19 protein-coding genes are annotated in these 17,895 nt (G+C 58.2%); 12 read left to right on the top strand and 7 right to left on the bottom strand.

The features are described from left to right. The first annotated feature begins 4 nt into the window (after positions 1 to 4). Both QEH54_RS20140 and QEH54_RS20135 read left to right on the top strand, forming a co-directional pair. Entirely contained in the window at positions 5 to 754 is a 750-nt protein-coding gene (locus QEH54_RS20140; protein ID WP_309020515.1) for a sulfite exporter TauE/SafE family protein, read from the top strand. A 3-nt stretch (positions 755 to 757) separates the two neighbouring features. Then, positions 758 to 1,333 (top strand): crossover junction endodeoxyribonuclease RuvC, encoded by a 576-nt coding sequence (locus QEH54_RS20135; protein WP_309020514.1) that lies wholly within the window; start codon positions 758 to 760, stop codon positions 1,331 to 1,333. Positions 1,334 to 1,523: 190 nt separating this feature from the next. Here QEH54_RS20135 and QEH54_RS20130 read toward each other — a convergent pair whose 3' ends face one another. The 4 genes from QEH54_RS20130 to malQ form a co-directional block, all read right to left on the bottom strand. Next, positions 1,524 to 3,038: an OFA family MFS transporter gene (locus QEH54_RS20130; RefSeq protein ID WP_309020513.1), complete on the bottom strand. Its 1,515-nt coding sequence runs from the start codon at positions 3,036 to 3,038 to the stop codon at positions 1,524 to 1,526. A gap of 38 nt (positions 3,039 to 3,076) precedes the next feature. Then, positions 3,077 to 3,865, bottom strand: a complete 789-nt coding sequence (pflA, locus tag QEH54_RS20125; RefSeq protein WP_309020512.1) for a pyruvate formate-lyase-activating protein — start codon at positions 3,863 to 3,865, stop codon at positions 3,077 to 3,079. Between the two features lie 97 nt (positions 3,866 to 3,962). Beyond that, the gene (gene pflB / locus QEH54_RS20120; RefSeq protein ID WP_309020511.1) at positions 3,963 to 6,248 is read right to left on the bottom strand and encodes a formate C-acetyltransferase; all 2,286 of its coding nucleotides are present in this window, start codon (positions 6,246 to 6,248) and stop codon (positions 3,963 to 3,965) included. A gap of 348 nt (positions 6,249 to 6,596) precedes the next feature. Next, positions 6,597 to 8,147 (bottom strand): 4-alpha-glucanotransferase, encoded by a 1,551-nt coding sequence (malQ, locus tag QEH54_RS20115; protein ID WP_309020510.1) that lies wholly within the window; start codon positions 8,145 to 8,147, stop codon positions 6,597 to 6,599. Positions 8,148 to 8,578: 431 nt separating this feature from the next. On the opposite strand from malQ, the gene QEH54_RS20110 reads away from it, so the two are divergent. The 5 genes from QEH54_RS20110 to QEH54_RS20090 are packed head-to-tail and all read left to right on the top strand — an operon-like array spanning position 8,579 to position 12,126. Beyond that, on the top strand, positions 8,579 to 9,883 hold the full coding sequence (locus tag QEH54_RS20110) for a nucleoside transporter C-terminal domain-containing protein (protein WP_309020509.1): 1,305 nt from the start codon (positions 8,579 to 8,581) through the stop codon (positions 9,881 to 9,883). Between the two features lie 11 nt (positions 9,884 to 9,894). Further along, positions 9,895 to 10,467, top strand: a complete 573-nt coding sequence (locus tag QEH54_RS20105) for a nucleoside 2-deoxyribosyltransferase (RefSeq protein WP_309020508.1) — start codon at positions 9,895 to 9,897, stop codon at positions 10,465 to 10,467. 1 nt (position 10,468) lies between these two features. Continuing rightward, positions 10,469 to 11,032, top strand: a complete 564-nt coding sequence (locus QEH54_RS20100; RefSeq protein WP_309020507.1) for a GNAT family N-acetyltransferase — start codon at positions 10,469 to 10,471, stop codon at positions 11,030 to 11,032. 9 nt (positions 11,033 to 11,041) lie between these two features. Beyond that, positions 11,042 to 11,428 carry a hypothetical protein gene (locus QEH54_RS20095; RefSeq protein ID WP_309020506.1) on the top strand — a complete coding sequence of 129 codons (387 nt, stop codon included), beginning with the start codon at positions 11,042 to 11,044 and terminating at the stop codon, positions 11,426 to 11,428. A 47-nt stretch (positions 11,429 to 11,475) separates the two neighbouring features. Next, positions 11,476 to 12,126, top strand: a complete 651-nt coding sequence (locus tag QEH54_RS20090; protein ID WP_309020505.1) for a hypothetical protein — start codon at positions 11,476 to 11,478, stop codon at positions 12,124 to 12,126. 49 nt (positions 12,127 to 12,175) lie between these two features. Here the strand turns inward: QEH54_RS20090 and QEH54_RS20085 are convergent, their stop codons facing one another. Then, a complete protein-coding gene (locus QEH54_RS20085; RefSeq protein ID WP_309020504.1) occupies positions 12,176 to 13,018 on the bottom strand; it encodes an HDOD domain-containing protein in 843 nt (280 codons plus the stop codon). Between the two features lie 159 nt (positions 13,019 to 13,177). On the opposite strand from QEH54_RS20085, the gene QEH54_RS20080 reads away from it, so the two are divergent. Next, the gene (locus QEH54_RS20080; protein ID WP_309020503.1) at positions 13,178 to 13,660 is read left to right on the top strand and encodes an acyl-CoA thioesterase; all 483 of its coding nucleotides are present in this window, start codon (positions 13,178 to 13,180) and stop codon (positions 13,658 to 13,660) included. Between the two features lie 11 nt (positions 13,661 to 13,671). Beyond that, complete coding sequence (locus tag QEH54_RS20075; RefSeq protein WP_309020502.1) at positions 13,672 to 14,175, top strand: hypothetical protein; 504 nt, start codon at positions 13,672 to 13,674, stop codon at positions 14,173 to 14,175. A gap of 49 nt (positions 14,176 to 14,224) precedes the next feature. Here the strand turns inward: QEH54_RS20075 and QEH54_RS20070 are convergent, their stop codons facing one another. Both QEH54_RS20070 and QEH54_RS20065 read right to left on the bottom strand, forming a co-directional pair. Beyond that, complete coding sequence (locus QEH54_RS20070; protein WP_309020501.1) at positions 14,225 to 14,470, bottom strand: hypothetical protein; 246 nt, start codon at positions 14,468 to 14,470, stop codon at positions 14,225 to 14,227. Between the two features lie 255 nt (positions 14,471 to 14,725). Further along, positions 14,726 to 15,745: a glutamine synthetase beta-grasp domain-containing protein gene (locus QEH54_RS20065; protein WP_309020500.1), complete on the bottom strand. Its 1,020-nt coding sequence runs from the start codon at positions 15,743 to 15,745 to the stop codon at positions 14,726 to 14,728. 187 nt (positions 15,746 to 15,932) lie between these two features. On the opposite strand from QEH54_RS20065, the gene QEH54_RS20060 reads away from it, so the two are divergent. From QEH54_RS20060 to QEH54_RS20050, 3 genes are all read left to right on the top strand, one after another. Then, positions 15,933 to 16,379, top strand: a complete 447-nt coding sequence (locus tag QEH54_RS20060) for a serine/threonine protein phosphatase (protein ID WP_309020499.1) — start codon at positions 15,933 to 15,935, stop codon at positions 16,377 to 16,379. Continuing rightward, a complete protein-coding gene (locus QEH54_RS20055) occupies positions 16,357 to 17,211 on the top strand; it encodes a protein phosphatase 2C domain-containing protein (protein ID WP_309020498.1) in 855 nt (284 codons plus the stop codon). Before QEH54_RS20060 ends, QEH54_RS20055 begins: the two co-directional genes overlap by 23 nt. 95 nt (positions 17,212 to 17,306) lie before the next feature. Further along, positions 17,307 to 17,843: a hypothetical protein gene (locus tag QEH54_RS20050; RefSeq protein ID WP_309020497.1), complete on the top strand. Its 537-nt coding sequence runs from the start codon at positions 17,307 to 17,309 to the stop codon at positions 17,841 to 17,843. Positions 17,844 to 17,895 lie beyond the last annotated feature (52 nt).

Genomic DNA, 17,895 nt, shown 5'->3' with positions numbered 1-17,895 from the left:
TGGCATGGATTTCGAGTTGTGGCGCTGGAGCATGTTCGCCTTGGCCGCTTTGATCATCGGTTTGAGCAAAAGCGGGGTGCCGGGCCTGGGAATCCTCAATGTAGCCATTTTTCAAATACTGTTGGATGCGAAAGACGCAGTGGGATTTGGTCTGCCGCTGTTGATCATGGGAGACTTCTGCTCGTTGCTAATCTATCGTCGCCATGCCGAATGGAAGCATGTGCTGAGGCTGGTGCCCTGGGCAGTGATCGGGGTGATCGCAGGGTGGTTCACTCTTGGGAAAATGGATGGTTCGCAAGCTCGATTGGTCATCAGCCTGGTATTGGCGGCCATGCTGGCCCTTCATGCCGCCAGACAGCGATGGCCGAAGCTGATCAGCGAGGCCTTGCCGCATAGCTATGGGGCTGCGGCGTCGATTGGAGTCATCGCCGCGTTCGTCTCTACGCTGGCAAATGCAGCCGGTCCCATCATGATCCTTTTCCTTCTCGCCATGCGTCTGCCAAAGATGGCGTTCATGGGCACCAGCGTCTATTTCTTCACCTTTCTCAATCTCTTCAAGGTGCCGTTTCTCCACCAGCAGGGGCTGGTCAACTGGGGCAGTTTGGAAGCCAACCTCAAGCTGGCCCCATTCGTGGCGGCGGGAAGCCTGCTCGGCTATTTCTTCGCTCGAAAGATTAGCCAGAATTGGTTTGAGCGCATCGCGTTTTGGTTAACGGTAGTGGCCGTGGCTTACATGCTCTACCTCTCGTTCTAGTCGATGGCACGCAAAGGCGTCAGACAGCTTTGGAAAGACAAGGTCGAAGGCCGATCCACAAGCGGCGCTCCGATTTCGGTCCCGTTGGCGAAACGTCGATTCGAGGGCGCCATTCTCGGCATCGATCCGAGCTTGCGCGGCACGGGGCTCGCGGTGGTCGAGTTTGGCAATAGCGGGCGGGCCGTATTGCTGCATAGCAAGACCCTGAAGCTCAAGCCAAGCCTGTCCATGGCGAGCTGTCTCGGTCAGATATGTCAAGAGGTGCTCCAGATATTGGATACGAGAGAGATCGATATAGTCGCCCTCGAACAGACGATTTTCGTGCAGAACTTTCAAACGGCCCAGATCCTAGGGGCGGCGCGAGGCGCCGCTATCGCGGCCGCCGCCATGCGCGGCAAGGAGGTATTCGAATACCCTCCGCTGAGAGTGAAGCAGGCGGTGGTAGGGCACGGGCGAGCGAGCAAGGAGCAGGTCGCAAAAACCATTCGAAGCTTGCTGGGCCATGGGGCGACGCTGGCGCTCGATGAATCCGACGCGGCGGCGGTGGCCTTCACCCACGCGTTCACTGGAGCTCATTGAGCTGTACCGGTGCGGCGAATACCGTCCGAAAGCGGTTCGAGACGATCTGGCGAAAGGAGCGTGTTTTTTCCATGCGTTTCTCGCTCAAAGCCGGCAGCAAAAAGGGTCACTTCGAAAAGTGACCCTTTTGAGGGCTGGCGGTGACGCCGGCGTTAGGGGGGAACTTTGTGAGGAGGGCCCGGGAGGGCGGTTATTCGCCGTGCAAATGAGGGCGGGCGAGTTCGACGTCCTGATTGCTGTAGTGGCGATCCAGACGTTTGATTTCCAGCTTCATCAGCAGCGAGACGACCAGGGCTACTACGAAGGCCCCGCCGAAGACGTAGAGGCTTTGCTGGTAGCTATGGGTCTTTTCGTAGACGTACGAGTTCAAGGTGGGGCCAACCACTCCGGCCAGCGACCAGGCGGTCAGGATGAAGCCGTGGATGGTGGGCATTTCCTTGAGTCCGAAAAGGTCGGAGATGTAGGCCGGGATGCTGGCGAATCCGCCGCCGTAGCAGGTCAGGACCAGAAAGGTGACGGCCATGAACGCGATAGGGGAACCGGTCAGATTCGCGAGCAAGGGGAAGGCGATGATTTGGATGACGAAGAAGGCCACGTAGGTGTTCGAGCGGCCGATGACGTCGGAGAAGGAAGCCCATATGATGCGACCGAGGCCGTTGAAGAGGGAGATGCCCATGACCAGCAAGCTGGCCATTTCCACGGGCAGACGCACCATCTCGTAGCCCATCTTCTTCGCGGTGGCGATCACTGCGATACCGCAGGCCACGTTGATGAAGAGCATGATCCAAAGTCCGTAGAAGCCAGGGGTGCGAATCGCCTCCATGGCGGTCATCTCGCCGTTTGACTTGATCTTCTTGGCCTTGGCGGGATCGCCGGCGGCGAACTTCTCCGCGTAGCCATCTGGAGGAGGGGCGATGTAGAGGGCGCTGGGAACCATCACGCAGAGGTAGATGATGCCGAGGAAGAGGAAGGCCTTGGTTATGGAACTCTTGTTGTAGATCAGGGTGGAGCGATAGCCCTCTGTCTCCGCCTTGAGAGCCTTGTACTCGGCAGAGTCGGTTTTTTCCGCTCGGAAAAGCTCGGCCGCTTGGTGGCTCTTTTCCTTGAAATCGGCGACGCTCGGAGCGCCAGCGACCATTGCTGCGGCTGCGGCGGCATCGCTTTCCAAGGTCTGCAGGTAGTCGTAGGTTCTGATTTCGTCGCTAAGAACGATTTCGTCCTGGGTGGGGACGAAGATGTCGATCAGCTGAGCGCAGATCAAACCTCCGAAACCGAAGCCCATGATAGCCAGTCCAGTGGCTAGGCCACGACGATCGGGAAACCATTTCACCAAAGTGGAGACCGGGGAGATGTAGCCCAGTCCGAGACCGATGCCGCTTATCACGCCGAAGCAGAGGTAGAACAGCCAAAGGCTTTCCAGATAGCATGCGAGCGAGGATCCCAGCAGACCCAAGCTGAAGAAGACCGCCGAAAGCAGTCCGCCCTTGGACGGACCTTTGCGCTCGATGAATCGCCCGAGGAACGCGGCCGATAGACCAAGGAAGAAGATGGCGATGCTGAAGGCGACCGAGGTGTTGGTGGATGTCCAACCAAAGGTGTTTTCCAGGGGCATCTTCCAGGCGCTATACGCGTAGACGGAGCCGATTGAGACATGCACGCCTACAGCGGAGGCGGCGATGAGCCAGCGGTTTTTTTCTTTCTTCATGGCTGTTTGGGTAGGAGCGATCGGCTCCGGGAGGGTTTTTAAATGGCTTTGACTCCGTAGCGGGCGAAGATGCAGCGGGCGCGTTCGACCTCCTCAGCGGAGGGAGTGGGCGTGTTTTCAAGCTGATAGGGAAGGCCGAGGCGCTTGTATTTGTCCTCGCCCATTTTGTGGAAGGGGAGAATTTCCACGCGCTCGACGTTCTCCAGGGTGGAAACGTATTGGGCGAGTCCATCGATGTTGCTTTCAGCGTCGGTGAGGCCGGGCACGAGCACGAAACGAATCCACACCGGCTTGCCCATGTCGGAGAGCCGATCGGCGAATTCCAGGGTCGGGCTGAGATCGACGCCGGTCACTTCGCGATAGGTGCTGGGATTCCAGCTCTTTATGTCGAGCAGGACCAGGTCGACGTTTTCCAGTAGCTCGTCGGAGGCCTTGTATCCAAGAAATCCTGACGTGTCGAGGGCGGTGTGGATGCCAGCCTCCTTCGCTCCCTTGAAGACGGCATGCAGGAAGTCGGGCTGCATCAAGGGCTCGCCGCCGCTGATGGTGAGGCCGCCCTTTCGCAGAAAGTTCTTGTAGCGAACCACATCGGCCAGCACGTCGCTGGCGCTCTTGAGCTCGCCGCGCGGTCGGCCTTGGGCGTCCGGGTTGTGGCAGTACTGGCAGCGCAGGGGACATCCGGAAAGGAATAGGATGTAGCGCAGCCCGGGGCCGTCCACGGTGCCGCAGGTTTCGATGGAGTGGATGTTGCCGAGGGCTTCCATGAATGCTCCGTCGTTGGGCGGCGCCTGGCAGCTCTGGCAGGGGGAATAGACTGTTGAAGACATGACTTGGTGTGTGGCGCTGTCTTATGGCGTGAGTTTCCGCTCCACGTCTGACCCGCCGGCTCTGGGAGCCGGCAGGACAGGTATGAGTGCGGGGAGATTAGAAGCGTTCGTGGAAGGTGCGGGTGATGACATCCAGCTGCTGCTCACGCGTCAGCTTGATGAAGTTCACCGCGTAGCCAGATACGCGTACCGTGAGCTGCGGATACTTTTCCGGATGCTCCATGGCGTCCATCAGCGTTTCCTTCTCGAAGACGTTCACATTGATGTGATGTCCCTTTTCGGCGAAGTAGCCGTCAAGCAGGTTGCTTAGGTTGCTGATGCGTTCGCTCGAGGTTTTGCCGAGGGCCTTCGGCACGATGGAGAAGGTGTAGGAAATCCCGTCCTGCGAGTGCTCGTACGGGAGCTTGGCTACGGAAGCCATGGAGGCGACGGCGCCTTTGGTGTCGCGGCCGTGCATCGGGTTGGCTCCAGGAGCGAAGGGCTCGCCCGCCTTGCGACCGTCAGGAGTGCTGCCGGTCTTCTGTCCGTAGACCACATTGGACGTGATCGTCAGAACGGACTGGGTGGGAACCGAGTTGCGGTAGGTCGGCTGAGCCCGGACCTTGTCCATGAAGGTTTCCACCAGCTTGTTGGCGATGGCGTCGACGCTGTCGTCATTGTTGCCATACTTCGGGTAGTCGCCGATGACTTCGTAGTCGACAGCGATGCCCTGCTCGTTGCGGATGACCTTGACCTTGGCGTTCTTGACCGCGGAGAAGGAGTCGGCCGCGACGGAGAGACCGGCGATGCCGCAAGCCATGGTCCGGAAGACGACGCGGTCGTGCAGCGCCATCATGATGTTTTCCGGAGAGTACTTGTCGTGCATATAGTGGATGATGTTGAGGGCCTTGACGTAGGTCTTGGCCAGCCAGTCCATCATCTTGTCGAAGCGCTCGACCAGATCGTCGTATTCGAGGTAGTCGCCCTTGAACGGCTCGCTCGGAGGCGCGACCTGCTTGCCGCTCTTTTCGTCAACGCCGCCGTTGATGGAGTAGAGTATGGCTTTGGCCAGGTTTGCCCGAGCGCCGAAGAACTGCATCTGCTTGCCGATACGCATGGCGGAAACGCAGCAGGCGATGCCGTAGTCGTCGCCCCAGTACGGACGCATCAGGTCGTCGTTTTCGTACTGGATGGAGCTGGTTTCGATAGAGACCTTGGAGCAGTAGTCCTTGAAGCCTTGAGGAAGGCTTTCAGACCAGAGCACGGTGAGGTTTGGCTCGGGGGCCGGGCCGAGGTTGTAAAGGGTCTGCAGAACGCGGAAGCTGCTCTTGGTGACCAAGGTGCGTCCGTCCTCGCCCATGCCGCCGATGCTTTCGGTCACCCAGGTCGGGTCGCCGGAGAAGAGGGCGTCGTAGTCGGTGGTGCGGATGAAGCGCACGATGCGCATCTTCATGACCAAGTGGTCGATGATCTCCTGAGCTTCCTCTTCGGTGAGGGTGCCTTCAGCGAAGTCGCGCTCGAAGTAGATGTCGAAGAAGGAGGCGGTGCGGCCAAAGGACATGGCGGCTCCGTTTTGGTCCTTCACCGCGCCGAGATAGGCGAAGTAGGTCCACTGGACGGCTTCGCGAGCGTTCTTGGCGGGGTTCGAGATGTCGAATCCGTAGGCGGCCGCCATGGTCTTGAGATCCTTGAGGGCCTTGATCTGGTCTTGGATCTCTTCACGTTCGCGCACCCAGTCTTCGCTGAAGTCTTCGCTGTCGGAGGACTTGAAGGTATCCATCTTGTCCTTGATGAGACGATCCACGCCGTAGAGGGCCACGCGACGATAGTCGCCGATGATGCGTCCGCGGCCATAACCGTCGGGTAGACCGGTCACGATGCCGGCGCTGCGAGCCTTGCGGATCTCATCGGTGTAGCACGCGAAGACGCCATCATTGTGCGTCTTGCGGTGCTTTTGGAATATCTCGAGGGTGTCGGGATCCATGTCGCGACCGTGGGCCTGCAAGGCTTTTTGGGCGATGCGGTAGCCGCCGTAGGGCAGCATGGCGCGCTTGAGCGGCTTGTCCGTCTGCACGCCAACGACCTGCTCCAGATCCTTGTTGATGTAGCCAGCCCCATGGGAAGCTACGGTTCCCACGACCTTGTCATCCGCATCGAGAACGCCACCCGCGTCGCGCTCCTGCTTGAGAAGAACCTTGAGTTCCTCCCAGAGCTTTTCGGTGCGGGCTGTCGGGCCCGATAGAAATGAATAGTCCTCGGTGTAGGGCTTGTAGTTCGTCTGGATGAAGTCGCGGACGTCGATGGCGTCCTGCCACTCTCCCGACTTGAAATCTCTCCAGGCTTTTTGGCCTGAGGAGCCCTTTGCCACTTCGGATTTAGACTGATTTTTTTCTATGATAGACATAGTTCTCTCCGCTCTCATTTACTTCTTCGTGCCACTGGCAAGAGTGCGCTTGTGGCATAAGATTAATTTATACGGTCCTGTGTGCGGAAAATGATGAACATAACGATGATAAAAAATACAAAAGGGTAATTAATTATCTGATCTAATGATGCCAGCGCCGCAGCTAATGACGAACCTAGGGTTCTGACCCTAATAACAGACGGAATCGAAAGGGACGCTTTTTGCAGGAAGCGCCGTTTCGAGTCGATCGGGATCTATCAGGTGCTTTCGCCGCCGAGAGATTCTAAAAAAGCGTATCTAATACTGAAGCGGTTCGAACGCTTCGATTTTCGCCTCCGTCAGGAGAATCTAGATGGTATTCACCGCGGGCAGGCCGGTGCGGTAGTAGAGTTCTGAAAGTTCTTTCAAATAGGCTGCCGTGCCACCTCTTACCTCACGGATCTGATGGGGCAGGTAGCGCCAGCCCCAGTTTCCGCCTGCGTTGCCTGGCGTGTTGAAACGAGCTTCCGAGCCGAGGCTGAGGATGTCTTGGAAGGGTACGATGGCCAGTCGGGGGACGCTCTTGTAGCAGCTTCGCAGCAGGTCCCAGCCGACTTCGGATCCGTCTATGTTGAAGTAACGGCGCACGTGGTCTCGCACCTCCTCGGAAGCTTCCGCGTACCAGCCGAGGGTGGTGTTGTTGTCGTGAGTGCCTGGATACAGGACGCAATTGGCCTGGTGATTGTGAGGCAGGTAGAAATTGTCGCCTTCACCTCCGAAAGCGAATTGCAGGATGGCCATGCCCGGCAGGCCCGTGTCGCGGCGCAGCTCGCGCACCGCGTCGGTGAGGTCTCCCAGGTCTTCTGCGATGAGCTTGCAGTTTCGAATCTTCTTTTTGATGGCTTTGAAGAAATCGATGCCTGGTCCGGCTACCCATTCGCCCGTCCGGGCGGTTTCGGAGCCGTAGGGGATGCTCCAATACGAATCGAATCCGCGGAAATGGTCGATGCGTACCACGTCGTAGAGCTCGAAGGAGCGCTTGAAGCGACGGATCCACCAGGAGTAGTCGTCCTTGGCCAGGGTGTCCCAATCGTAGAGCGGGTTCCCCCAAAGCTGACCGTCGTCGGAAAAGTAGTCTGGCGGACAGCCCGCGACCGCGGTGGGGAGACTGGTTTTGCCATCGAGCTGGAAGTACTCCGGGTTCTGCCAGACGTCGGCGCTGTCGAGGGCTACGAAGATGGGGATGTCGCCGATGATGGAAACGCCATGCGTCTCGGCGTAGCGTCTCACTAGCTTCCATTGGCCCTCGAAGAGGTATTGATAGAACATCTGGGCGTCGACCGCGCGCTCCAACTTCTTGCGTAGCGGGCTTTTTACGGCTGAAGCGAAGGAGCGAAGGTCCTCCGGCCAGTGGTACCAGGGCTGGCCTTTGCAGTGGCCCTTCAACGCTTGGAAGTAGGCGTAGGGCTCCAGCCAATCGGCGTTTTTCTTCTTGTAGGCGGAGAAGGATCCGTAGGGACGGATTTTCTTCTTTCCGCGCACGAACGTTTCGTAGACCGCGTCCAGAACGGGCCATTTGCTCATAAACAATCCACCGTAGTCCACGAACCCGTTTGGCAGGATCTTTAGCTCCTCCAGTATCTCGTGGTCCAGCAAGCTCTTGGCTTCCAGGGCGTTGAGCGAGATCAAATACGGGTTTCCCGCGAAGGAGGAGAAGGACTGGTAGGGGGAGTCGCCGTAGCTGGTGGGACCGAGCGGGCAGATCTGCCAGTACTTGAAACCAGCTTCGGCGAGGAAGTCGATGAACTCGAAGCAATGATTGTTGAAGGTGCCGACGCCGTATTCGCCAGGGAGCGAGGTCGGGTGCAGCAGAACGCCAGCAGCTCGATGGTCGAGCCAGTTGAACAATGGATCTTTCACGGTGATTGCGTTTGGTTCGAAACGTGTCTGAAAGGAAGCGCTTGTCTCTTCAAATAACAAGCACGCATCAGATGCCGTTCAGCGATTTGGCTGGTCGTCACCCAGTAGTATAAGAAATGGCGCTGATTCGTGCGTAAACGCCTAATACCGGTCCCTTAGAGCAAGGAAGATGCCACGAAACGATCAAGAAAGCGCGTGGAATTGCCGATGTAGTCCTTGGTCAGACTCAAGGACCTTTAGACTAGAAAAAAACGGATTACCGACACTCTTCGAAAGCGGAGTTTCCGGGAGTCGACCCTTCGAGCCGGCGGTCGTTTCGATCGACCGGCTCGCCTGTTTCCGGAGCTGGCGCCGTCAATCCCGTAGCTTTCTGTATGGAACGGGGTTTTGAGGTTGCGGATAGGTCTGGGCCCGAACAGAAAGGAGCCCCGATGGATACGCTTTTGACGCTTCTTCGGGCACTGATTGGAATAGCGGGGCTGCTCTCGCTTTGCTGGTTCGTTAGCGAGGATCGGCGTCGCATCGACTGGAAGCTGGTGGGTTCGGGAATCGCCCTGCAAATTGTACTGGCTTTGCTGATACTGAAGGTGCCTTTCATTCACGCGGGCGTGGCGGCTGTATCCAGTTTCTTCCGTCGCTTGATCGGATTCAGCGACGATGGGGCGGAGATGGTTTTCGGCAGCATGCCGAGCGACGTACCGGTCTTCGGCATGGCCTGGACGGTGCTTTCGGCGATCGTGTTCTTCTCCGCCTTTTCCGCCATCCTATATCATTTGAAGGTCCTGCAAGTGATCGTCTACGTCTTCGCCTGGCTGCTCAGCAAGGCCTTGAAGCTTTCGGGGGCGGAGAGTCTGGCCGCTGCAGCCAATGTTTTCATCGGGCAGACCGAAGCGCCTCTGGTGGTGAGACCGTATTTGAAAAACATGACGCGTTCCGAGATCAACTCGCTCATGACGGGCGGGATGGCGACGATCGCGGGAGGCGTGCTGGCCATCTACATGTCGGCCCTAGGGGGCGATGACCCGGCTCAGGTGGAGGCTTTCGGCAAGCATTTGCTGACCGCTTCCATTCTCAGCGCTCCGGCGGCCCTGGTGGCGGCCAAGATCATCGCTCCGCAGACGGAAAGCGTGGATGGACAGGTCGCCTTTCCCAAGGAAAAGGAGTACGACGATTTGCTCGATGCCGCCACCAAGGGGACCTCGGATGGCCTCAAGCTGGCTCTGAACGTGGCGGCCATGCTGATCGCTTTCACCGGGCTGGTCGCCTTGCTCGATTACGCCATCGGGTCGTGGATCGGCGAGTGGACCGGACTCAATGCCTGGGTCGCTTCGGCGACCGATGGAAAGTTCGACGCCTTCGACTTCAGTTTCATCATCGGCGTGGCGAGCGCCCCGTTCGCCTGGCTGCTTGGGGTGCCCAACGGGGATCTTCTGGTGGTGGGGCAGTTGCTTGGGGAGCGGCTTGTCTTCAACGAGCTCTTCGCCTATCTGCATTTCGCGGAGCTTAAAAGCGGTGGAGCGCTCGAAGATGGAAAGTCGATTTTGATTCTGACCTACGCTCTTTGCGGCTTCGCCAACATCGCATCCATCGGCATCCAAGTTGGCGGAATATCGGCCTTGGAGCCGAGCCAGCGCGGCAACCTGCTACGCTACGGATTTCGCGCCCTGGTCGGCGGCATGGTCGCCTGCTACCTCACCGCCATCATCGCCTCGACGATCCAATCAGGCATCTATTAGGAATTCATCTCATGGATACGAAAAACGTTTATTTGGCAGGCTGTCTCTTCGACCTGCGACATTTGGCGGGAAACGCCCTGTTGGGCCAAAGGATAGAAGAGCGATCCGAAGGTCGCTACGCTATGTATTTGCCGCAGGACTACGAGCCGCCGGAACTGGATGCGAAATCGATCCGAGATAGCGATTTCGAGGGCTTGCTCGGCTGCGACGCCGCAGTCTTTCAATTCGATGGCTCGGAGCTGGATTCCGGCACGGTGGCCGAGTTCATGGCGGCCAAGTTCGCCGATATCCCAAGCGTGCTGTTGCGTACGGACTTTCGTCGCGGTGGCGATCGAAACGCTGAGCCGTGGAATCTGATGTGTAGTTTCTATCCTAGGACAAGCTCTCTGGTGGTCGATGCCATGTCGCTTTACATCAAGCGCGATCATCGATCGATCGGTGGCGTCAAGGCGTCGGAGCTGGCGATCGACGAACTGGCTCAGATGACCATAGAGGCCCTGGATGAAGCGATCGCGATGGATCCGGTGGAGGTGGACTTCGAGGCGGATCGAAAAACGGCCCTCAAGCGCTTGCTGGGCATGTAGCATGAAGCTCGCGCGTCTCGAAGCGACTGATCTCTCGGACCGCCGCAAGGCTGCGGTCTTGGAACTCTGGCAGAGCGTCTGGCCTCAGAAGGGCGCCACGGAGCGCTCGTTTGAGCAGCGCTTCGCGGATCGATGGTCGCCCACGCCGGGAGAACGAGAGAGCGAAGCGTTTCATCTGGTGGAGCTGCATGGCGAATTGGCGGCGGTCAGCCGAAGTTTCGCCCGCGAGATCGCGTTCCTTGACGGCGAACGCCGGGAAAAGGTGCTCGCTTTGGCGAGCGTTTGCAGCGATCCGGCTCTGAGAGGGAAAGGCTACGGCCGCCTGGTGGTGGAGGACGCGTTCGCCCGCATGCGGGAAGATGGCTTTCGCTGGTGCCTCTTCCAAACCGGCGTTCCGGATTTCTATCGGAAACTGGGAGCGAAACTGGTCCAGAATCGCTTTGTTAATTCCTTCTCCAGTCAGGATCCGGAAGCGTCTCCATGGTGGGATGCGTACGTCATGGTCTATGGAGAGGTGGAGCTATGGCTGGAAGGTCGAGTTGACTTGCGAGGTCCAGGCTATTGATTGGTTTCTATGGGCAGCTCCTACATCGAGAAACGAATAGTCAAGGCAGGCATCGATCTTTGCAAGCGACGTATTGATCAAAAGGGTACGCCCATCACGGCCGACGACTTGCGCTCGCTCAAGGTCAGAACCATATCGCCGCCGCTGCAGTGGTTTTACGTGGTGATCGGCTTGGCATTCACTGTATTTGGAATCTGGACGCACACGGAACTTCGCAACATGGCCATTTCCTTCACGCCGGTGCTGGTCGGCTGTTTCAATATTGGATATGCGATCCACGGGCGCCCGAAAAAGGTTTCTCAGATGGAATCCGAGGTGGACCTGATGGAGCTCTCGGCGGATATCGTGAGTCGCTTCGTGGCGGAGATGGACGCTAAGCGCGCTCGCAAATCCTAGGTTGCAATCGCCTGCGAGTCATTGTTGGGTCCGAGAAGGTTTTCTCTATGAAAGTACACACGATCGAGATCGCCGCGGCGATCGAATCAGAGCTCAAGAAGTTTATCGATGATTGGGGTGGGGGCTATCCGATGCGTTTCACCCGCTTCGTGGACCTTGGCGGCAAGCAGACCGATCTCTACGTGTACAAGGCGGAAAAGGACACGCCTCCCTGGATGATCGTGCGCATCAAAGCGGTGATGAAAAGCGAGCAAGGGGAGTGCATCCAGTACTTCGTGAACATCGTCGGTTCTGACAAGCGAATGGAAGAGGTCGTGGTCTCTCCGGAGATCTGGAAGCTGCCCGCCTTGGCCGACAAGGTGCTCAACTTCTCGCGCGACACCTTGCTGCTGAAAATCAACGAAGGCGGGGGCGCTATCGAAGGCGGTGGGCCGAGCTTAGAAGGCGGTTCGGCGCGAAGCGAGCCTCCGCCAAGCTCCAAAAGCGACTCGGAGCCTCAATCCGAGGACGACGACTACGAAGACATCGACACTTCGGGCATCCTGGCGGGCGACGACGACAGTGAGGCTGACATGGGCTTCAACCCGGAGGACGTTTTCGCCCAGGCGAACGCCGGCGGGGATGACGACGTCGACCCGAGCGAGCTGATTCGTCAGATGAACGAAGAGGAATCCGAGGAGGACGAGGAGGAAAAGTGAGGCGTGGCAGCCACGGTCCTCTCGGGGATCGCGCTGATTCGCCCAGATCCTAGTCGAAGGCGTGCACCACTTTTTCCAAGGTCTGCACTAGCTCGGTTTCCGTTTCATCAAGCTCCTCGGTGGACAGCCCGGTGCGGGGCAGCTGTTCCTGCCAATTGGCCCAGTACACGGACTCTCCACGGATACCGCGTCCGATGCGCTCCGCTAGGCAGTTGGAGAGGTTGAGCAGGGCGATGAGCGGCAGCTTTCTCGGAGCGGCTTCGGGAGTGTACTGGTATTGAATCGTTTGGGAGCTTTCCTCGGTGAAGTTCCAGGATACGAGAATGAAGCCGGCGACCGATGGGTTGGTGATGCCAAAGTTGCTCTCCTCCCAATCGATGAGCGGCTGGGTGTTGCTCGCTTCGTAGCGCGGGAAGCGCTCGTCGTCCTGAACGCAGTGGTTGATGACCATCTTGCCCATGTTGCGCAGCAGGCCGATGGTGTAGGCCTCCTGCTCGTCCATGCCGGTCTTGCGGGCGAGCAGCTCCATGCCGATGCTGCAGGCGAGGGAGTTTTCCCACAAGGCGGCGCCGGAGATGTTGTAGGTGGCGTTGTGTTCGGAGAAAATCTGGCTGCTGGCCGCGATGCCTACGAGCTTGTAGAGCTCGCGGAAGCCGATGCGATTGATGGCTTCCTCCAAGGTGTCGACGGACATGCCCATGGAGTACATGGCGCTATTGCTGAGGCGCAGCACTTGAGCGGTCAGCGAGGAGTCGGCATTTACCAGGTTGGTGATGTCGTTGAGGTCGGTCTCGGGGTCCTTGAGGAGTCTGCCCAATTTGCCGAAAATGCGCGGGGAGGGGGGCAGCTGTTTCGCGGCGTTTTTGAGATCGATGGGCGAAATGGTGTTCATAGTGGTTTTTCTAAGCGGATAAATCGGTTTTGCAGCGGGCGACTGTAGGTTGCGGTCGCGGGTTTGGAGGCTAATTTTCAGGGCGGCTCGCGGTGTTGCAGAGGGGCTCTCGCAGGATCCCGCTTGTATTTTACAAGTGGCTCGGAATGATGCTGGGCGATGGCATCGGATTTTACGCTAGAGAAGGAGTTGGCTTTCCACGAAACGGATATGGCGGGCATCGCCCACTTTTCCAACTTCTTTCGATGGATGGAGATGACCGAGCACGCATTTCTCAAGTCGCTGGGGGTCGCTCCGGTCGTGCAGGAGGGCGAGCGTTTCTGGGGCTGGCCGCGGGTGCGAGCCAGCTGCGAGTATCATAGCCCCATTCGTTATGGTGAGCGCTTCGATTGCCATCTGTTTGTGAAGGAGATAAAGCCTAAGGCGGTGGTATATTTCTTTCGCTTTCGCAAACGCCTAGATGGTGGCGAAATGGAGCCGCTCGCCAAGGGCGAGATGACCAGCGTGTATGCGGGGTTTGACGTACCGGAGCAGTCCATGAAGGCCTTGGACTTGCAGGAAGCGCTTTTAGAGAAGATCGAAGTGGCCAGTCCCGAGGCCATGAAAGCGGCCCGCTTCAGGCGCCTGCAGCCGGGGGAGTGAGGCGAAGCGACATGAGTCGGGCAAAAGGCATGCTGGGTTTCGTATCGGCCCTGAGCGGCGCGTCGCTGGCGCTGTTTGGACTGATCTCCCTTGCGATGGCGGCTCTCGGCTGGTCTCTCGCTGGGTTTCTTGTGGGGGTGGCCCTCATCGCGCATGGATCTATCGAGCTGGGCGCTCGATCGCAGTTTTTCGCTCAGGGGAGCGAGAGGTTTCTCTGGCGCCTGTTTTGGAATCAGATCGCTCTGGCGGTGAGCGTGGGAACTTATATCGGCTGGCAGCTTTGGATCTTCGACCCCGAAGCGGTGGCGACTGTTTTGGATGAGCCTTCAGTCCAGGAGTTGCTCAGCTTGTACCCTGCGGAAACCGCGCAGATGCTCCGGGACAATCTGCCGGGCTACGTGCGAGCCGTTTACGTCCTCGCTCTGACCATCGCAGCGCTCGGCTGCGTCGGGATGGCGTTTTATTATTTGAACAAAGGGCGCGCCTGGCTTGAGAGAGGTGAGGAGCCTTCGTAGCGGGGAACGTCGACCGGCCTGATCGGCGCCCGGTCCGAGTCGCTCGGCTCTAGATCTTGCGGCCGCGAGCTTGGACGATCTTCAAGTGCTGAGCCTGCACCTTTCCGCGTTGGAACTTGTTGGCCGCCAGCTCGTTGAGCTTGTCCCAATCCTCTTCCAGTGGAGTGAACTCCTCCCAGTTCTCGAAGCGGCCGGATTGTCTATGGAAGGTGAGCTTGTTGCCGAAGATGCGCGCTTCGATCTTCAGTTTTCCCAGTTCCGGGTCGCGTTTGATCCATCCAATAGGTCGTGGCATATCGAGAGTTCAGTCAGAGCTTTCACCGCTGCTCAACGCAAAAGTAAGTGGCCAACCAGAATAGGGCAGACTGGGACGACGCTCCCTCTCGATGCGTGCGCAACCGATTTTTGCAACGTTGCAAAAAATAGTTGCGAGGAGCGGCTGGACGTTTGTCGGCGACCGAGCCTTGGGGTTCGGAATCGGGCGATAAAAAAACGGCTCCCGAGGGAGCCGTTCGAAAGAGAAGAGTCTGACGTCCTAGGCCGTGAGGCTTTATGTCGTTGGGACTTCCGCGATGGTCTTGAGAACGCGGGAGCAGATCTGGTACGGGTCGCCCTGAGAGTTCGGACGGCGATCTTCGAGGTAGCCCTGATACTTGTCGTTCTTGACGAAGCTGTGTGGCACGCGGATGGAAGCGCCGCGGTCCGCAACACCCCAGGAGAACTTGTCGATGGACTGCGTTTCGTGGAGACCGGTGAGGCGGAGGTGATTGTCTGGACCGTAGGCTGCGATGTGCTCGTCCTTGTTCTTTTCGAACGCGTCCATGAGCTTGAGGAAGTAGGCCTTGCCGCCAACTTCGCGCATGTACTTGGTGGAGAAGTTGCAGTGCATGCCGGAGCCGTTCCAGTCGCCTTGGAAGGGCTTGCAATGCCACTCGACGTCGATCTCGTACTTTTCGCAGAGGCGGAGAAGGAGGTAGCGAGCGACCCAAATGTCGTCGGCGCACTTCTTGGAGCCCTTGGCGAATACCTGGAACTCCCACTGGCCCTTGGCCACTTCGGCGTTGATGCCTTCGTGGTTGATGCCGGCTGCGAGACAGAGGTCGAGGTGCTCTTCCACGATTTCGCGAGCCACGCTGCCCACGTTCTGGTAGCCGACGCCGGTGTAGTATTCACCTTGTGGAGACGGATAGCCGTTTTCGGGCCAGCCGAGAGGGCGACCGTCTTGGAAGAGGAAGTACTCCTGCTCGAGACCGAACCAGGTATCTTCGTCGTCTTCGATGGTGGCGCGGTGGTTGGACGGATGAGGGGTCTCGCCGTCTGGCATCATGACTTCGCACATCACGATGTAGGCGTTGTCGCCGCGAGCCGCGTCCGGGTAAAATGCTACTGGCTTGAGCACGCAGTCAGAGCTACTGCCTTCCGCCTGCTTGGTCGAGCTACCGTCGAAGCCCCAAAGTGGGAGGTCGTCGATGCTCTCGGGAGCCTTGTCGCCGAGACGGGTCTTTCCACGAAGATTTGGCACGGGGGTGTAGCCATCGAGCCAGATGTATTCGAATTTGAATTTAGCCATAGATAATCTGATTAACAATTAGGGTTTGGATGTCCCAGAGGATTGTGAGAGTACCAAGGAGAGCGTCTCGCCTCAGCGACGGGTGCCGACATGAGCAAAAGATGCGCCTGTTTTCAACACCTTTTACTTTTACCTTCCAAATTATCGATTCGGCTCACATTTTAGAGAACAACGCTCAATATCGATCATGCAAGAGATCAAAGATACGCAGCGCGCCGCGGTCCGAATCGGCTTCGACGGTCGCGTGCACAAGCGCTATAAAGGACCGCTCGCCGAGAAGCGTTACGAGAACGAAGTTAGAGTTCTCAAATACTTGGAGGAGAAGGGCTGCGACTTCGTGCCCAAGCTCCTGGAGGAGCATCCCGAGGAGCTTTACATCGTCACCACCAACTGCGGGCACATCGTTTCGCGAATCTCCAAGGAAAAGGAAAAGGCGGTTTTCGATTCGCTGGAGCGCTTTGGAGTGAAGCATGACGACGCCTTCCAAAGAAATATTACCTACAGCCCGCATCTAGGGAAGTTTTGCGTGATCGATTTTGAATTCGCCATCATCTTGGAAACGGGCGAGGGCCTTACGCTAAAGGAAGCAGTAGAAGAACGAGCTGGAAATTATGAGCGACTCAAAGACGACTGATTCGTCTGAACCTTCTCCAATCGGGGAGCTGCGATGGGATGGCATGACCCACCCGGGGCGCTTCCGCAAAAACAATGAGGACGCCTTCCTGGCCTTGACCTTCGACGCCTTGCAGGTGCGCTACCTTGGCAAGTCGGGGGAGTCGGCTACGGAGACCGGGGATTTCGTCTTCGCGGTCAGCGACGGGATGGGCGGAGCCAAGTCCGGCGAGTTCGCCAGTCGCATCGCGGTGCAGAAGATCACCGAGCTGCTGCCGAAGAGCTTCAATCTCGGGGCGCTGGGCGTGGACCGCGGCTTTTCCGACATCCTGGTGGAGCTCTTTCAGCGTATCCATAAAGAGATGACGCAGATGTCCGCCTACTACGAGGAGTGCCGAGGCATGGGAGCGACGCTGAGCTTGGGATGGTTTTCCCCGGGAATGATGCATTTTTGCCATATAGGCGACAGTCGCATCTACTATTTGCCGAGCGTGGGTGGCTTGAAGCAGATCACCGAGGATCATACCCATGTGGGCTGGTTGCAGCGAAGCGGTCAGATCAACGAGCGCGAGGCTCGCAACCATCCTGAGCGCAACCAGCTGCAGCAGGTGCTCGGTGGAAAGTGCCGCCAGATCGCGCCTCAAGTCGGATCGGTGGTGGTGGAGCCGGGAGATCGTTTCCTCTTCTGCAGCGACGGGGTGATGGATGGCGTTTGGGATCGTCGCATCGAGGAGCTGCTGCGCCAGCCGCCACCGCGGTTCGCGGAGCTTCGTCCGGCCGAGCGCCTGATCAAGGACTCCATGGAAGAAAGCGGACGGGACAACATCACGGCGCTCGTGGTCGAGGTGGCCTAGGGCCGCTGGGAGATCCCGGCGTTTTATCCCAGTTTGTTTACTGCAATGTTCCGGGCGTCTTGCGATTCCGTGGCGATGGGCTTTTCTGCATCGTGATGAACGCAGGATCGCGACCAAAGGTGAGGCAGATGTGGACGTTGCCCTATGTCAGGGTAGCGTTGGTCTACCTGGTGCTGGGCGTTCTTTGGATCGCAGGCTCGGATTGGCTGGTCGCGGCGATCGCTCCCAACAAGGCGGTTCTCAACTACTTGCAGACGATCAAGGGCTGGCTGTTCGTCATCGCCTCCACCTTGCTGCTCTATTTTCTGATGCGTCGGGCCTTTCGGGATCTGAAACGGTCCGAGATGGCGAAGAGGGAGATTTTTCGCAGCACGGTGCGAGCGTCCGACCACATCGTTCTGAACTACATCAACCAGATGCAGTTGGTGACCTTGGAGGCGGATCGCGTGGAAGGCTTCGATTCGAGCGTTCGGGATCTGGCCCACCGGATCACGCGGGAAACGGTAGAGGAGATCCAGCGCTTGGAAGCGCTGGAAGCGAAAGGAGCGGACGAAATCGAGCTGTTTCTCAAGCAACGTCTTATCGAAACGCGGGCCGCGATCCAGCGGGCTGCCAAACCGCTCGACAATTAGGCGACAAGGGCGCTGGTGTCACCCGAGGCGAGCCCTGCGAAAAAGGCGCCCC

This window comes from Pelagicoccus sp. SDUM812003 (assembly GCF_031127815.1).
In the GTDB taxonomy this organism is placed as follows: Bacteria; Verrucomicrobiota; Verrucomicrobiia; order Opitutales; family Opitutaceae; genus Pelagicoccus.
This window is presented reverse-complemented; position numbering and strand designations above follow the sequence as displayed.

Excerpts from the sequence above, each read along its gene's own strand:
- QEH54_RS20110 (WP_309020509.1), top strand. The coding sequence starts at position 8,579 with ATGGATACGCTTTTGACGCTTCTTCGGGCACTGATTGGAATAGCGGGG.
- QEH54_RS20105 (WP_309020508.1), top strand. The coding sequence starts at position 9,895 with ATGGATACGAAAAACGTTTATTTGGCAGGCTGTCTCTTCGACCTGCGA.
- QEH54_RS20140 (WP_309020515.1), top strand. The coding sequence starts at position 5 with ATGGATTTCGAGTTGTGGCGCTGGAGCATGTTCGCCTTGGCCGCTTTG.
- pflB (WP_309020511.1), bottom strand. The coding sequence starts at position 6,248 with ATGTCTATCATAGAAAAAAATCAGTCTAAATCCGAAGTGGCAAAGGGC.
- QEH54_RS20080 (WP_309020503.1), top strand. The coding sequence starts at position 13,178 with ATGGCATCGGATTTTACGCTAGAGAAGGAGTTGGCTTTCCACGAAACG.
- QEH54_RS20060 (WP_309020499.1), top strand. The coding sequence starts at position 15,933 with ATGCAAGAGATCAAAGATACGCAGCGCGCCGCGGTCCGAATCGGCTTC.
- QEH54_RS20070 (WP_309020501.1), bottom strand. The coding sequence starts at position 14,470 with ATGCCACGACCTATTGGATGGATCAAACGCGACCCGGAACTGGGAAAA.
- QEH54_RS20050 (WP_309020497.1), top strand. The coding sequence starts at position 17,307 with ATGAACGCAGGATCGCGACCAAAGGTGAGGCAGATGTGGACGTTGCCC.
- QEH54_RS20135 (WP_309020514.1), top strand. The coding sequence starts at position 758 with ATGGCACGCAAAGGCGTCAGACAGCTTTGGAAAGACAAGGTCGAAGGC.
- QEH54_RS20095 (WP_309020506.1), top strand. The coding sequence starts at position 11,042 with ATGGGCAGCTCCTACATCGAGAAACGAATAGTCAAGGCAGGCATCGAT.
- QEH54_RS20075 (WP_309020502.1), top strand. The coding sequence starts at position 13,672 with ATGAGTCGGGCAAAAGGCATGCTGGGTTTCGTATCGGCCCTGAGCGGC.
- QEH54_RS20090 (WP_309020505.1), top strand. The coding sequence starts at position 11,476 with ATGAAAGTACACACGATCGAGATCGCCGCGGCGATCGAATCAGAGCTC.
- QEH54_RS20100 (WP_309020507.1), top strand. The coding sequence starts at position 10,469 with ATGAAGCTCGCGCGTCTCGAAGCGACTGATCTCTCGGACCGCCGCAAG.
- QEH54_RS20130 (WP_309020513.1), bottom strand. The coding sequence starts at position 3,038 with ATGAAGAAAGAAAAAAACCGCTGGCTCATCGCCGCCTCCGCTGTAGGC.
- QEH54_RS20085 (WP_309020504.1), bottom strand. The coding sequence starts at position 13,018 with ATGAACACCATTTCGCCCATCGATCTCAAAAACGCCGCGAAACAGCTG.
- pflA (WP_309020512.1), bottom strand. The coding sequence starts at position 3,865 with ATGTCTTCAACAGTCTATTCCCCCTGCCAGAGCTGCCAGGCGCCGCCC.
- QEH54_RS20065 (WP_309020500.1), bottom strand. The coding sequence starts at position 15,745 with ATGGCTAAATTCAAATTCGAATACATCTGGCTCGATGGCTACACCCCC.
- QEH54_RS20055 (WP_309020498.1), top strand. The coding sequence starts at position 16,357 with ATGAGCGACTCAAAGACGACTGATTCGTCTGAACCTTCTCCAATCGGG.